Origin of the sequence: Streptomyces sp. NPDC058289 (genome assembly GCF_042880975.1) — a bacterium.
In the GTDB taxonomy this organism is placed as follows: domain Bacteria; phylum Actinomycetota; class Actinomycetes; order Streptomycetales; family Streptomycetaceae; genus Streptomyces; species Streptomyces stoeckheimensis.
The window spans coordinates 128,727-142,727 of the sequence record NZ_JBHVYI010000001.1; the positions used below are offsets into that span (position 1 = coordinate 128,727).

At 70.7% G+C, this 14,001-nt stretch carries 12 protein-coding genes and 1 tRNA gene; 8 read left to right on the forward strand and 5 right to left on the reverse strand.

The window, feature by feature from the left end:
* Positions 1–41: 41 nt before the first annotated feature.
* The 3 genes from ACFVX6_RS00560 to ACFVX6_RS00570 are packed head-to-tail and all read left to right on the forward strand — an operon-like array spanning position 42 to position 2,129.
* A complete protein-coding gene (locus ACFVX6_RS00560) occupies positions 42–530 on the forward strand; it encodes a septum formation initiator family protein (RefSeq protein WP_389686446.1) in 489 nt (162 codons plus the stop codon).
* Positions 531–570: 40 nt separating this feature from the next.
* Positions 571–1,161: a DUF501 domain-containing protein gene (locus ACFVX6_RS00565; protein ID WP_389686448.1), complete on the forward strand. Its 591-nt coding sequence runs from the start codon at positions 571–573 to the stop codon at positions 1,159–1,161.
* Positions 1,158–2,129 (forward strand): exopolyphosphatase, encoded by a 972-nt coding sequence (locus tag ACFVX6_RS00570; protein ID WP_389686450.1) that lies wholly within the window; start codon positions 1,158–1,160, stop codon positions 2,127–2,129. Before ACFVX6_RS00565 ends, ACFVX6_RS00570 begins: the two co-directional genes overlap by 4 nt.
* A gap of 187 nt (positions 2,130–2,316) precedes the next feature.
* Here the strand turns inward: ACFVX6_RS00570 and ACFVX6_RS00575 are convergent, their stop codons facing one another.
* On the reverse strand, positions 2,317–3,411 hold the full coding sequence (locus ACFVX6_RS00575) for a MerR family transcriptional regulator (RefSeq protein WP_389686452.1): 1,095 nt from the start codon (positions 3,409–3,411) through the stop codon (positions 2,317–2,319).
* A gap of 453 nt (positions 3,412–3,864) precedes the next feature.
* Here ACFVX6_RS00575 and ACFVX6_RS00580 point away from each other — a divergent pair, with 453 nt between their 5' ends.
* Positions 3,865–5,247, forward strand: coding sequence for an NAD(P)/FAD-dependent oxidoreductase (locus tag ACFVX6_RS00580; protein WP_250737314.1), 1,383 nt, complete (start codon positions 3,865–3,867; stop codon positions 5,245–5,247).
* 208 nt (positions 5,248–5,455) lie between these two features.
* On the forward strand, positions 5,456–6,796 hold the full coding sequence (locus tag ACFVX6_RS00585) for a class I SAM-dependent methyltransferase (protein WP_389686454.1): 1,341 nt from the start codon (positions 5,456–5,458) through the stop codon (positions 6,794–6,796).
* 93 nt (positions 6,797–6,889) lie between these two features.
* On the opposite strand, the gene ACFVX6_RS00590 is transcribed toward ACFVX6_RS00585, so the two are convergent.
* Entirely contained in the window at positions 6,890–9,442 is a 2,553-nt protein-coding gene (locus ACFVX6_RS00590) for an ABC transporter permease (RefSeq protein WP_389686456.1), read from the reverse strand.
* 61 nt (positions 9,443–9,503) lie between these two features.
* Complete coding sequence (locus ACFVX6_RS00595; RefSeq protein ID WP_389686457.1) at positions 9,504–10,277, reverse strand: ABC transporter ATP-binding protein; 774 nt, start codon at positions 10,275–10,277, stop codon at positions 9,504–9,506.
* Positions 10,278–10,845: 568 nt separating this feature from the next.
* On the opposite strand from ACFVX6_RS00595, the gene ACFVX6_RS00600 reads away from it, so the two are divergent.
* Both ACFVX6_RS00600 and ACFVX6_RS00605 read left to right on the forward strand, forming a co-directional pair.
* Positions 10,846–10,927 (forward strand) — tRNA-Leu (locus ACFVX6_RS00600).
* A gap of 191 nt (positions 10,928–11,118) precedes the next feature.
* A complete protein-coding gene (locus tag ACFVX6_RS00605) occupies positions 11,119–11,976 on the forward strand; it encodes a Bax inhibitor-1/YccA family protein (protein WP_389686459.1) in 858 nt (285 codons plus the stop codon).
* A gap of 155 nt (positions 11,977–12,131) precedes the next feature.
* Here ACFVX6_RS00605 and ACFVX6_RS00610 read toward each other — a convergent pair whose 3' ends face one another.
* A complete protein-coding gene (locus ACFVX6_RS00610; RefSeq protein ID WP_250736957.1) occupies positions 12,132–12,362 on the reverse strand; it encodes a DUF4287 domain-containing protein in 231 nt (76 codons plus the stop codon).
* A gap of 106 nt (positions 12,363–12,468) precedes the next feature.
* On the opposite strand from ACFVX6_RS00610, the gene ACFVX6_RS00615 reads away from it, so the two are divergent.
* Entirely contained in the window at positions 12,469–12,870 is a 402-nt protein-coding gene (locus ACFVX6_RS00615) for a hypothetical protein (protein ID WP_389686460.1), read from the forward strand.
* 19 nt (positions 12,871–12,889) lie between these two features.
* Here ACFVX6_RS00615 and ACFVX6_RS00620 read toward each other — a convergent pair whose 3' ends face one another.
* Positions 12,890–13,699: a hypothetical protein gene (locus ACFVX6_RS00620; RefSeq protein WP_389686573.1), complete on the reverse strand. Its 810-nt coding sequence runs from the start codon at positions 13,697–13,699 to the stop codon at positions 12,890–12,892.
* Positions 13,700–14,001 lie beyond the last annotated feature (302 nt).

Consider the following 14,001-nt stretch of genomic DNA (forward strand, 5'->3'; position numbering starts at 1 on the left):
GGGGACGTAGTGCGTCGTGCGCATATAGGGGAGGCGGATCAATGGCCGGGAACCGGGACCGGTTCGCCACGTTCTCGACCGCGACCAGGCTCAAGCAGCTCGGTGAGCGGACCGCGGCGCACGTGTACCGCTCGCAGTCCCGCCGGCAGGTCCGCCGCAGCCGGCTCACCGGCCGGGCCGCCCTGCTGGTCCTCGTCCTCTGTACCCTGGTCGTCGCCCTCGCGTATCCGATGCGCCAGTACGTGTCCCAGCGCTCGGAGATCGCGAAGCAGCAGAAGGACGCCGTCGCCGCGCGGGACCGGCTGGAACGGCTGCGCGACGAGAAGGCCCGCTGGCAGGACAACGCGTACGCCGAGCAGCAGGCGCGCAAGCACCTGCACTTCGTCCGGCCGGGGGAGGTCAGCTACATCATGACCGACCCCGGAGCCGCCGCGGGAGAGCAGCGCCGCAGCGGACAGGCCGCCACCGACCGGCCCTGGTACTCCAACGTCTGGGACGGCGTCGACAAGGCCGACCGCCCCGGCGACTGAGTCCCACCCATCCACGAGAACGAAAAGACTTCCTCCAGGCATGCAGACGCCCCCGCCCCAGACCGACCGGACCGAGCCGACCGCCGCCGACATCGAGGCGTTCGAACAGCAGCTCGGCCGCCCCCCGCGCGGGCTCCGCGCCATCGCGCACCGCTGCCCCTGCGGGCAGCCGGACGTGGTGGAGACCGCACCGCGGCTCCCCGACGGCACCCCCTTCCCGACGCTGTACTACCTGACCTGCCCGCGCGCCGCCGGTGCGATCGGCACGCTGGAGGCCAACGGCGTGATGAAGGAGATGCAGGCCCGTCTCGCCGTGGACCCGGAGCTGGCCGCCGCCTACCGGGCCGCGCACGAGGACTACATCACCCGCCGCGACGCCATCGAGGTGCTCCAGGGCTTCCCGAGCGCCGGCGGCATGCCGGACCGGGTGAAGTGCCTGCACGTGCTGGTCGGCCACTCCCTGGCCGCGGGCCCGGGCGTGAACCCGTTCGGCGACGAGGCCCTGGCGATGCTGCCCGAGTGGTGGGCCAAGGGTGCCTGCGTCACCCCGTGCGGCGAGAAGAAGGCCGAAGAGAAGAAGGCCGAAGAGAAGAAGGCCGAAGAGAACGCGGCAGCGGAGGCGGGCGCGTGATCCGCGTCGCGGCCGTCGACTGCGGTACGAACTCCATCCGGCTCCTCGTCGCCGACCTCGACCCCGCCACCGGCGAGCTGATCGAGCTGGACCGCCGGATGATCGTCGTCCGGCTCGGCCAGGGCGTCGACAAGACGGGCCGGCTGGCTCCGGAGGCGCTGGAGCGCACCTTCGCGGCCTGCCGCGAGTACGCGGTGGTCATCAAGGAGCTCGGCGCCGAGCGGGTGCGCTTCGTGGCGACCTCGGCCTCCCGGGACGCCGAGAACCGCGACGAGTTCGTCCGGGGCGTCCTGGACATCCTGGGCGTCGAGCCCGAGGTGATCAGCGGGGACCAGGAGGCCGAGTTCTCCTTCACCGGCGCCACCGGCGAGCTGACCGGCCGCACCGACCTGGAGCGGCCCTTCCTGGTGGTGGACATCGGCGGCGGCTCCACGGAGTTCGTGGTCGGCACCGAACACGTCCGGGCGGCCCGCTCCGTCGACGTGGGCTGTGTCCGGATGACCGAGCGCCACCTGACGGTGGACGGGATCGTCACCGACCCGCCGACCGCGGAGCAGATCGCCGCGATACGGGCCGACATCGAGGCCGGGCTGGACCTGGCCTCCGTGACGGTTCCGCTGGCCGAGGCGCGCACCCTGGTGGGCCTGGCCGGGTCGGTGACCACGGTCGCCGCGATCGCCCTGGGCCTGGAGGCGTACGACTCGGCGCGGATCCACCACTCCCGGATCCCGTACGAGACGGTCCGCGAGGTCAGCGAGCGGATGCTGACGCTGACGCACGCCGAGCGCGCGGCCATCCCGGTGATGCATCCGGGACGGGTCGACGTGATCGGCGCGGGCGCCCTGGTCCTGCTGGCGATCATGGAGCGGGTCGGCGCCTCGGAGGTCGTGGTCTCGGAGCACGACATCCTCGACGGCATCGCGATCAAGACCGCGGAAGAGGTCGAGACCGACAAGAGCCAGGTCTGACCTGCCGAATCGCTGAACGACGGTGCTCCGGTCGTGTACACGCGCCGGCGCGCACCAAACCAGTGCGGGTTCACCGGACATGCCGGACGCAATCGCCTGGTCCATCGCCTGACGACCGACGCGAACGCACGACACGGTGCCCCCGGCGGATCCATCCCGCCGGGGGCACCGTCATGTCCTGAGGCGCCTACGCATCCAGCCGGACCGGCATCAGGAGCGAGAACGACTCCTCGTCGTCGGGGCGGCGGACCACCACGGGGGCCTTGGGGGCGCCGAGCTCCAGGATCAGCCGGTCCCGGTCTCCGGCGTCGAGGGCGTCCAGCAGGAACGCGCGGTTCAGGCCGACGTTGGCCGGGTCGTCGTCCTCGTCGTCGCAGAGGGACAGCTCGTCCCCGTCGGTCACCTTGAGCACGCTGAGCTCGCCGGTCGCGCCGTCCTGCTCGCGTTCGGCCGGGCGGACGGGGCCGCTTTCGAGGGCCTCGCGGAAGGCCGGTACGTCGACGAGGACCCGGCGCCCCGCGGGCAGGCTGACGAGGCGGCGGTAGTCGGGAAACTCGTGGCCCAGGCAGCGGCCGGCCGCCTGGCGGTCCGCCGTCTCCGTCTCCAGGGCCACGCGGTCGCCGTCCACGGTGAGCAGGACCGGGGCGTCGTCGCTCAGCAGCGCCCGCATCGCGTCCGCGAGCGGGGCGGGTACGAGGAGCTGCAGGCGGGGGCCGGTGTGCCCGGTGGCCCCGGCGCGGGCGACGGCCAGCCGGTACCGGTCGGTGGCCACGACGCGCAGCGCCCCGCCCTCGATGTCGAACAGGATGCCGCCGAGCATCGGCAGCTCGGGGTCGGAGCCGACGGCGAACCGGACCGCGTCCAGGGCGGCGGCCAGCTCGGGCGCCGACAGGGTGAGCCGGGTGGTCGTGACGGCGGTGGCAAGGGTCGTGCTCATGGGGTGCTCCCTGCGTTCGAGATGTGCGCGGACCGCGGAGAGCTCGCTGCGTGCATCGGACAGGCCCAGTTCGAGCCGGAGCAGGTGCGCCCGGAGCAGGCCGCGCACCAGATCGGTGTCCGCGCCGGCCCAGCCGGCCAGTACGAGCCGGATGTCCGCCAGGGGCATGCCGGCCCGCCGGAGCCGGGCCAGCAGCCGGGCCTCCTCGACCTGCTCGGGCCCGTACCAGCGGTACCCGCTCGCCGGGTCGACCAGGACGGGGACCAGTACGCCTGCCCCGTCGTAGAACCGCAGGGCACTCACGCTCAGGCCGCTGTCGCGGGCCGTTTCGCCGATACTGCGCATCTCGTTCTCCACGCCCCGAACACTGGTCCCTCGACCAGGTCGAGGGTCAACAGCAGGGGTCGAAAGCGGTCTCGGGGGGCCGTTCGGGGGTCTTAGGTCCCGTCGTCCACATGAACTTCGTGAAGTTCTTCACAAGGAAAAAGTGCCTGTGAGGGCTCTGGAGGAGCCTTTTGGGCGAGTCCGGAGCCTCCTGGGCCTTCTTTTTGCTCGCGTTCGTGCGAATGACGGACGTCGCGCACCTCTGGCGGTAGGTATCCACGAAGGCGGTGGTCTACTCCGCTTGAGGGCTTGGATGCCAGTTCAGGACTGGTGTTCAACGACTCCCGTTACACCCTGGTTCCCGCTCCGCGCCATGACCTCGGTCACGTGGGCGGCGGAGTGTAGCAGAGGGGCCAGAGGTCCTTGTGAAGGGGCTCACGAGCGTCACCCCTGAGGGTGCTGGATACTCGTTCCATGAGCACCACGGAGCGTCCCAGGATCCTCGTTGTAGGAGGTGGGTACGTAGGCCTGTACGCAGCCAAGCGCATCATGAAGAAGATGCGTTACGGCGAGGCGACCGTCACGGTCGTCGACCCGCGCTCGTACATGACCTACCAGCCCTTCCTCCCCGAAGTGGCCGCAGGCAGCATCTCGCCTCGGCACGTCGTCGTACCGCTGCGACGCGTGCTTCCGAAGGCTGAGGTCCTCACCGGCCGGGTCACGAACATCGACCAGGACCGCAAGGTCGCCGTCGTCACGCCGCTGGTCGGCGAGGCGTACGAGCTGCCCTTCGACTACCTGGTGATCGCGCTCGGCGCCATCTCCCGCACCTTCCCGATCCCCGGCCTCGCCGAACAGGGCATCGGCATGAAGGGCGTGGAAGAGGGCATCGGCCTGCGCAACCACGTACTCGAGCAGCTCGACAAGGCCGAGTCCACGACGGACGAGGACGTCCGCCGCAAGGCGCTCACCTTCGTCTTCGTCGGCGGCGGCTTCGCAGGCGCCGAGACGATCGGCGAGGTCGAGGACATGGCCCGCGACGCCGCGAAGTACTACACCAGCATCAAGCGCGAGGACATGCGCTTCATCCTGGTCGACGCGGCCGACAAGATCCTCCCCGAGGTCGGGCCCAAGCTCGGCACCTGGGGCAAGGAGCACCTCGAGTCGCGCGGCATCGAGATCTACCTGAACACCTCCATGGACTCCTGCGTGGACGGCCACGTGGTGCTGAAGAACGGCCTCGAGGTCGACTCCAACACCCTCGTGTGGACCGCCGGCGTCAAGCCCAACCCGGTGCTGGCCCGCTACGGCCTGCCGCTGGGCCCCCGCGGCCACGTGGACGCCGAGCCGACCCTCCAGGTCAAGGGCACGGACTACATCTGGACCGCCGGCGACAACGCCCAGGTGCCCGACCTCGCCGCCCGCAAGGCCGGCGTGGAGAACGCCTGGTGCCCGCCGAACGCCCAGCACGCGCTGCGCCAGGCCAAGGTCCTCGGCGACAACGTCATCTCGGGCATGCGGGGCTTCCCGCAGACCGAGTACTCGCACTCCAACAAGGGTGCGGTGGCGGGCCTCGGCCTCCACAAGGGCGTGGCGATGATCGTCATGGGCGGGATGAAGATCAAGCTCAAGGGCCGGCTCGCCTGGTACATGCACCGTGGCTACCACGGCATGGCCATGCCGACCTGGAACCGCAAGATCCGCGTCTTCGCCGACTGGACCCTCGGCATGTTCCTCAAGCGCGAGGTCGTCTCCCTCGGTGCGCTGGAGACCCCCCGCGAGGAGTTCTACGAGGCCGCCAAGCCGGCGCCGGCTCCGGCCGTCGCGGCCCCGGCCGAGAAGGCCAAGGCCTCCTGACCCCGTAGGGACCGGCAGTTCCGGCAGTACCGGCAGGACCAGTTCCACCAGTTCGACCCAGCGTGTCCCGAAGGGGCCGCCCGCCATCCGTGGTGCGGGCGGCCCCTTCGGCATATTCGGGACCGGATCCGGGTATGCCGTGCGGTCGGAACTTATCGGAGCTCGTCTGACCTCGTCGGAGCTCGTCGGACCTTGTCGGAGGGTTTGCATGAACGACGCCGCGCCGCGGCTGGCCGCTTTAGCCGACACCCTGATGGGAGCCCCTCTCCCCGTCCGGATCCGGGCCTGGGACGGCAGCGAGGCCGGCCCGCTCGGCGGTCCCGTCCTGGTCCTGAACAACCGTCGCGCCCTGCGCCGGATCCTGTGGAAGCCGGGCGAGCTCGGCTTGGCCCGCGCCTGGGTGGCCGGGGACCTCACCGTCGACGGTGACCTGTTCGAGCTGCTGGACCGGGTCGGCGGGCTGCTCTGGGAGCGGGACCGCGAGCCCGGTGCGGAGGCGGCCGCCAAGGCTGCCGAGGCTGCCGAGGGCAAGTCCACCGGGCCCGCCGCCCTGCTGCGCGATCCGGGAGCCCGGGCCGCCGTACGGAGCCTCGTGGGCCTGGCGCGGCCGTGGACCAAGCCGGCCCCGCCGCCCGAGGAGGCCCACCGCCGCGGCGGCCCCCGGCACACCAAGGGAAGCGACCGGCAGGCCATCAGCCACCACTACGACGTGGGCAACGCCTTCTACGAGCGGGTGCTCGGCCCGTCGATGGTGTACTCCTGCGCCTACTGGACCCCCGGCGGGAGCCTGGAGGACGCCCAGCGGGACAAGCTGGACCTGGTCTGCCGCAAGCTCGCCCTGGGCCCGGGGGACCGGCTCCTGGACGTCGGCTGCGGCTGGGGCTCGATGGCCCTGCACGCGGCCCGGGAGTACGGGGCCAAGGTCACCGGGATCACGCTCTCGCGCGAACAGGCCGCCTACGCCCGCAAGCGGGTCGCGGAGGAGGGCCTGGCCGAACTCGTCGAGATCCGGGTCCAGGACTACCGGGACGTCAAGGACGGCCCGTACGACGCCGTTTCCTCCATCGGGATGGCCGAACACGTCGGCGCCGACCGCTACCGCACGTACGCCCGCACGCTGTACGGCCTGCTGCGGCCGGGCGGGAGGCTGCTGAACCACCAGATCGCGCGGCGCCCCGAGCCGGACGAGGAGGCGTACCGGATCAACGCGTTCATAGACGCCTACGTCTTCCCCGACGGGGAGCTGTCCCCGCTGGGCACCACCGTCGGCGAGCTGGAACGGGCCGGCTTCGAGGTCCGCGACGTGGAGGCGCTGCGCGAGCACTACGCGCTCACCCTGCGGGCCTGGGTGGCCCGGCTGGAGGAGCACTGGGAGGAGGCGCAGCGGCTGACCTCGCCCGGGCGGGCCCGGGTCTGGCAGTTGTACATGGCCGCCTCGGCGCTCGCCTTCGAGCACAACCGGCTCGGCGTCAACCAGGTGCTTGCGGTGCACACCGGGACCCGGTCGGCCTCGGGGATGCCGCTGCGCGCCCGGGAGTGGCCGGCGTAGGCCGTAGCGGCGGGGGAAACGGCGCAGGGCCCCGCGACGGGATGTCGCGGGGCCCTGCGGCTTCGTACGGGTGCGCTCGTACGGCGGCTGCGGCTACTCCGTCTTGATCGCGGTCAGCATGTTCAGCCGGGCCGCGCTGCGGGCGGGCCACATGGCCGCCAGGGCGCCCACGATGCCGGCCAGCAGCATGAAGATCGCGATCCGGTCGAAGGGGATGACCAGGGCGTAGTTCGGGATCGAGCCCTTGACGGTCTCGCCCACGGCCCAGGCGATGAAGGTGCCGAGGGCCACGCCGATCACCGCGCCGAAGAGCGCGATCACGATGGCTTCCAGGCGGATCATGTTCTTGACCCGGCCGCGGTCCAGGCCGATCGCCCGCAGCATGCCGATCTCCTGCGTCCGCTCGTAGACGGACATCGCCAGGGTGTTGACGACGCCGAGGACCGAGATGATCAGCGCCATGGCGAGCAGGCCGTACATGATGTTCAGGGCGGTGTTGATCATGCCGCCCATCTCGTTGCGGATGTCCTGCTGGGTGGCGAAGGTGATCGCCGGGTTCTTGCCGAGGGCGTCGACGAGGGCCTGCTCGCCCTTGGCCGAGGGGCCGCCGTCCATCTTGACGAGGACCTCGCGCAGGTACGGCTGCTCGCTGTGCTTGTCGAGGATGCCGGAGTCGATCACGTAGGGGGAGAGCATGCCCTCCATGTCCTTGTAGACCGCGCCGACCTTCAGGTCCGCCTTCTTGTTGTCCGCGAAGGTGACCTTCAGGGGGGAGCCGACCGACAGGCCCTCCGTCTTCGCGGTCTTCTCGGCGACCGCCACCTCGCCCCTGGCCAGGCTGGTCAGCTGCCCGCTGAGCACGTCGAAGTTGAGGAGCTGGCCGATGGTCGCGGGGTTGACCCCTGAGACGGAGCGGTAGGAGTCGCCGTCGCCGACCCGGAAGTCACCGGCCTGCTGCGGGGAGACCGCCTTGACGCCCGGGGCCTTCTCCAGGGCCGGGATCACGGAGGCGTCCAGGCTGCCGAAGCTCTGGCCCATGGAGACCGTGTAGTCCGCCTTGAGGTTGTCCGTCGTCATCCGGTCGATGGCCTTGCCCATCGTGATGCCGAGCACGGACAGGGCGGTGACCAGGGTCAGGCCGATGGCCAGCGAGGCGGCGGTGACGGCGGTGCGGCGCGGATTGCGGACCGCGTTCTGCGCGGCGAGCTTGCCGGCGACGCCGAAGACCTTCTCCAGCAGCGGGCGGACGGCCGCGATGACCGGCCGGGAGAGCGCCGGCAGCAGGATGATGATGCCGATCATCGTGAGGAAGGCGCCGGCGCCGATCATCATCTTGCCGTCCTTGCCGGTCATGGCGCCGCCGAGGATGGCGAGCAGACCGAGCAGGGTGACGGCGCCGCCGATGCTGTTGCGCAGCACCAGGGACTTGGAGGAGGCCGGCAGGTGGGCGCTGCCCATCGCGGCGACCGGGGAGATCTTGGCGGTGCGGCGGGCCGGCAGCCAGGCGGCGAGCATCGTGACGAGGACGCCGATGCCGATCGCGGCGGCGACGGTGAGCGGGGCGACGACCACCGGGCCGGCCGGGATCTTGGCGTCGAAGAGGCCCATGGCGGAGCGCATGCCGATCGCGAGGCCGACGCCGCCGATCAGGCCGATGGCGGAGGAGATCACGCCGACGACCAGGGCCTCGGCCAGGACCGAGCGCTTGACCTGGCCGCGGTTGGCGCCGACGGCACGCAGCAGGGCCAGTTCCTTGGTGCGCTGGGCGACCAGCATGGTGAAGGTGTTGTAGATCAGGAAGACGCCCACGAAGAGCGAGATCAGCGCGAACGTCAGCAGCATCTGGTTCATGCTGCTCATGCCCCGCTCGATGTCCTTGGCCTGCTCGGCCGCGAGCGCCGCGCCGGTCTGGGCCTTGGCGTCCTTGCCGACGAGCGGCTTGATCTCGGTGAGCAGCTGGTCGGCGGAGGCGCCGGCCTTGGCGCTGACCGCGAGCTCGTCGTAGTAGCCCGGCTCCAGGTAGAGCTGCTGGGCGGTCGGGGTGTCGAACAGGACCAGCGAGCCGCCCGCGTTGACCGCGCCGTCCTCGGTGGTGAAGATGCCGGCGAGGGTGTACTCCTTGGCCGGGCCGTTGTCGGCCACCCGGACCTTGTCGCCCACCTTGTACGTGCCGCGCTTGGCCGTCTCCTTGTCGAGGGCGATCTCGCCGGCCTTGGCCGGGCCGTTGCCCTCGGCGAAGGCATAGCGGGGGTCCTTGCCGTCCTTGACGGGGACGAAGTTGGCGCCGGTGTTGGACCAGCCGTTGCCGATCAGCTTGCCGTCCTGGTCGCCCACGGCGGCGAAGCCGTGGACGCGGCCGGAGGCGGTGTCGACGCCGCCGAGGGCCTTGACCTTGTCGAGGGTCTGCTGGCTGATGCCCGGCTCGCCCTCCTTGACTCCCTCGTCGTTGCGGGGGGCGCCGTAGGAGGTGACCGAGACGGCGACGCCGTCGAAGCTCTTGGCGGACTGGTTCGACATCGCCTTGCCGACGGTGTCGGTGAAGACGAGCGTGCCGGAGACGAAGGCGACGCCGAGGACGACGGCGAGCACCGTCATCAGCAGCCGGGCCTTGTGCGCGAGCACGTTGCGCAGGGCGGTACGGAACATGGTGGAGGAATCCAGGTCTGTGGGGTCAGCGGGGGCGGACGGCTGCGAGGGGGCGCGTCCCTCAGCTGGTGCGGCCCTTGGCGTCGAAGGCCTTCATGCGGTCGAGCACGCCGTCCGCGGTGGGCTGGATCATCTCGTCGACGATGCGGCCGTCGGCGAGGAAGATGACGCGGTCCGCGTAGGAGGCGGCGACCGGGTCGTGGGTGACCATGACGACGGTCTGGCCGAGCTCGCGCACGGAGTTGCGCAGGAAGCCGAGGACCTCGGCGCCGGAGCGCGAGTCGAGGTTTCCGGTGGGCTCGTCACCGAAGATGATCTCGGGGCGGGAGGCCAGGGCGCGGGCCACGGCCACGCGCTGCTGCTGGCCGCCGGAGAGCTGGGTGGGGCGGTGGGAGAGGCGGTCGGAGAGGCCGACCATGCCGATCACCGCGTCCAGCCACTGCTGGTCGGGCTTGCGGCCGGCGATGTCCATGGGGAGCGTGATGTTCTCCAGGGCCGTCAGGGTCGGCAGCAGGTTGAAGGCCTGGAAGATGAAGCCGATCTTGTCCCGGCGCAGCTGCGTGAGCTGCTTGTCCTTCAGCGTGGACAGCTCGGTCTCGCCGATGCGGACGGACCCGGCGGAGAAGGTGTCCAGGCCGGCGACGCAGTGCATCAGCGTGGACTTGCCGGAACCGGAGGGGCCCATGATCGCGGTGAACTGGCCCGCCGCGAAGTCCACGGAGACGTTGTCCAGAGCGACCACCTGGGTCTCGCCCTGGCCGTACACCTTGGAGAGGCCGGTGGCGCGCGCAGCGACGGCCTGGGTGGTGTGCGGGGCGTAGTTCGTGGTGGTCACGGGGGCTGCTCCTGTCAGGGGCGGGACGTGCGGACCGGGCTCACGGTCCGCGATTGGCGGGACTCCTCCATCGTCGCGGCGCCCACCCCCGCTCCGGATCAGCCGTGATGCCCGTTCTCCGGTCCACCGGAGAGTGACCACGGAGGGCTTCGCCTCCTCCTTTGGTATGACGGCAGCCCGGTGGAGGTGCGGGGAGGCCGCCGGACGGGCGGCGCGGGAGCGGGAAGCAGAGGCCGGCGCGGAGGGCGGGCCGGAGCCGGAACCGGGGCGCGAGCGGGATGCGAGCGGGGGCGGAACCGGAGGCGGAACGGGACCGGAAAGGGAGCCGGGCCGAGGGGGTGGCGCACGGGGTGGCGTACGGGGTGGCGCGGGCCATCGAAATCCCGTCAATCCCGTGGCGGTCAAGATCGACGCCCGGAACGTGCCGACCGCGGCTTCTGTCCCCTGACGGGCCATCAAGCGCCAATAAAATCAGACAACATCGGCGAGACGCCCAGGTGGGGGCGCAAGCGTTCCGGATAGGCTCGGCGCAGCGTTCAAGGCTTTTCCTACGGGGCCGCTACGCCCTGCCCGGATGGTGGAATGCAGACACGGCGAGCTTAAACCTCGCTGACCCTCGGGTCGTGCCGGTTCAAGTCCGGCTTCGGGCACGATGCTGTTGACGGTGTTCCGTTTCAGGCCGGAACACACGGAGGGCGGGGGCGCCACGGGTACCCCCGCCCGTCCCGCGGAGCGGGCCCGTACCAGCGGGGAAAGATCCTCCTCCAGCAGTAGGGCGATTTCTTTGCGTTCGCATTACTCTTGACTCCAAGGCCGCGCACGGTGGCCATGGAGGAGTGAGATGAGGAGCAGCAACCCGGTCTTCTCGCGACGGGGGTTCAGCCGCGACAACGGTGCTTATGCGGGCTTCGGCACGCAGCAGCCCCAGGCCCAGGCCGGGACCGCCACCAACCCGTACGCGACCAACCCCTACGCGACCGACCCGGCCACGGGTATGCCGCAGGCGCCGGTCCGCGGCAATGCGATGACCATCGACGACGTCGTGAGCCGTACGGCTCTGACGCTCGGCACGGTCGTCCTGACGGCGGCCATCTCCTGGATCGCGCTTCCGGTCGACCCGGCCAACATCAACAAGTCGTACGGCATCGCCTTCGGCGCCGCACTCATCGCGCTCGTCTTCGCGATGGTCCAGTCGTTCAAGGCCAAGCCCGTTCCGGCGCTGATCCTGGCCTACGCGGCCTTCGAGGGTGTCTTCCTCGGCGTCATCAGCTCGGCCGTCAGCACCTACGTCAGCCCCGGCACGGTCGTCCAGGCCGTCATGGGCACGATGTGCGTCTTCGCCGGCGTGCTGATCGCGTACAAGATGCGCTGGATCACCGTGAACCGGCGCTTCGTCGGCTTCGTGACGGCGGCCGCCATCGGCTTCGTGCTCCTGATGGTCGTCAACATGCTGTTCTCCGTCTTCGCGGGCGGCGACGGCCTCGGCTTCCGCAGCGGCGGCCTCGGCATCCTCTTCGGCGTCATCGGCATCGTCATCGGTGCTGCCTTCCTCGCCATCGAGTTCAAGTCGGTCGAGGACGGCGTGACCTACGGCGCCCCCCGCGAGGAAGCCTGGCTGGCGGCCTTCGGCCTCACCGTGACCCTGGTGTGGATCTACCTGGAGATGCTGCGCCTGATCTCCATCCTCAAGGGCGACTAGGCAGCGCTTCATGAACTGCCCCGGTACCCACCGGTTGAGCTGAGGAAGGCCCCGCGAGCACACGCTCGCGGGGCCTTCCCGCATGTCGGGGGTCAACAGATCGAGTGATCGGGCGGTCGGGAAGTCGGGGGCTGCGGACGGGGGCAGGGGCCGGCTCAGCCGAACTTGCGGGCGGCCCTGCGCAGGTCGTACTCGTGGATGATCGCCTTGGCTTGGCCGTACGACAGCTCGTGCGCGCCGAGCAGCCAGCTGACCTTCTCTTCGAACCGGACGAGGGAGGGGCCGTCGTCCACGGCCCGGAGCCAGTCGGAGAGTTCACGACCGGTGGTCTGGGGGATTCTGTCGATCATGTTGCGGTGGGTCTGTTCGGAGAACTCGACGGACATGGGCGCCTCCGGGGGTATCGCCGTGCTGTGCTGTTCTCTTCACGCCACCGTGCCGGAGAGTTCGCCCGTTGGCAATGGCGCCGCGGCGGCGCGTAAGGTCGGCCGGGTGCTCGATACCTCACCCCTGACCGCCGCCGTGGAACGTTTCGCCGACCGGCTGCGGGCGGCGCCGCAGAGCCGGCTCCAGCAGGGCGCCGCCGAGGTGGCGCTGGACCTGGCCCGGGAGCTCTCGCTGAGGGCGCAGCGGCTGGAGGCGGCCGCCGCGGGAGCCGGGAACGGCGCGGGGGCGGCTCCGGCGCGGACGATGCCCGACGCCGGGATCTTCGTCGTAGGGGACCAGCTGGCGGTGGCCGGGCTGGACCTCGCCGAGGCCCTGCACGCCGTGGTGGCGGGCCGGGTGGACGCATTGGGTCCGGATACGGATACGGATACGGCGAAGGCCCCGTCCGAGGTGCTGGACGAGGCCGTTCGGCTGGTGGATCAGGCGGAAGCCAGGGCGCTGCGGTGACGCGGATCGATGCGGTAACTCAGAGCGATGCGATGACGCGGTCGGCGAGGATGTAGACGTTGCCGTCCGGGTCCTCGGAGTCGCCGCAGGAGAAGGTCAGGGCGTAGGCGCCGGAGATGCCCGAGCCGCCCAGCAGGACCGGTGCGCTGCCCGAACGCAGGGCGTCGGCGAGCCGCTCGGCGGTCTCCCGGTGGCCCGGGGTCATGCAGAGCGTGGTGCCGTCGGTGAAGACGTACACGTCCAGGGTGCCCAGCGGGCCGGGGCGGACGTCCGCGAGGGCCGTACGGGCCTCCGCGAGCTCTTCCAGGCGGTTGACCGTGCGCTCGTGGTCGGCGCCGGGGTGCGAGGCCTGCACGGGGACGAAGTCGGGGTGCGAGGGGTGGCGCCGGCGGGCGGCGGCCAGCTCGGCCGAGTCCTCCGGGTATCCCTGGTAGTCCTCGGCGTCGTCGCCCAGGAGCGGCTCCAGGCCGACCATGTCCGCCTGCCGGGGCAGGAAGACGGGGCTCTCCTCGCCGAGGCCCGACGGGCCGCCCAGCAGCGAGGGGGCGTCGGCGGCGTCACGGGCCTCCTGCGAGGCCCAGAAGGCACGCGCCTCGGCGAGCTCGCGCTCGCGCTCCTCGGCGAGGGCCTCGGCGACGGCGGCTCGTATCTCGGCGGCGGGGGACTCCACGGCGCTGCGGGCGTGCGGGACGCTGGCACCACGGGGGTGCGAAACCGTCAGCTCACCGCGCAGTGCGGTGACCTGCTTGCGCAGGCCGTGGACGGCGTGCAGCGCAGCAGCGCCGACGGCCGTGGCAGCGGCCGTGGTCAGCAGTAGGGCAAGAGACATGGCGCTCACTGACTAACTCCTGATTGATTCGATCCCCCGACTTCCTACATCAGCTTGTCCTGACCTGGGAATGGCTTGCAGTGCATTACGTCATGAATTGGACAGGCCTTTCGTCCCGAAGCCCCCGCTCGAACCTGGCCTGACCTGCGGAAACAATGATCCCCCAGGACTAAGGTCACATCCTGGGGGACATTTGGTCACAGAATGGCCGCGACAGGATTAGATTCGGTGTCAGTACGGCGTACGGGATCAAGCGGATCCCTTACGGCGTCTGGCCTCGGCTCTTGATCCCGACGGCCACG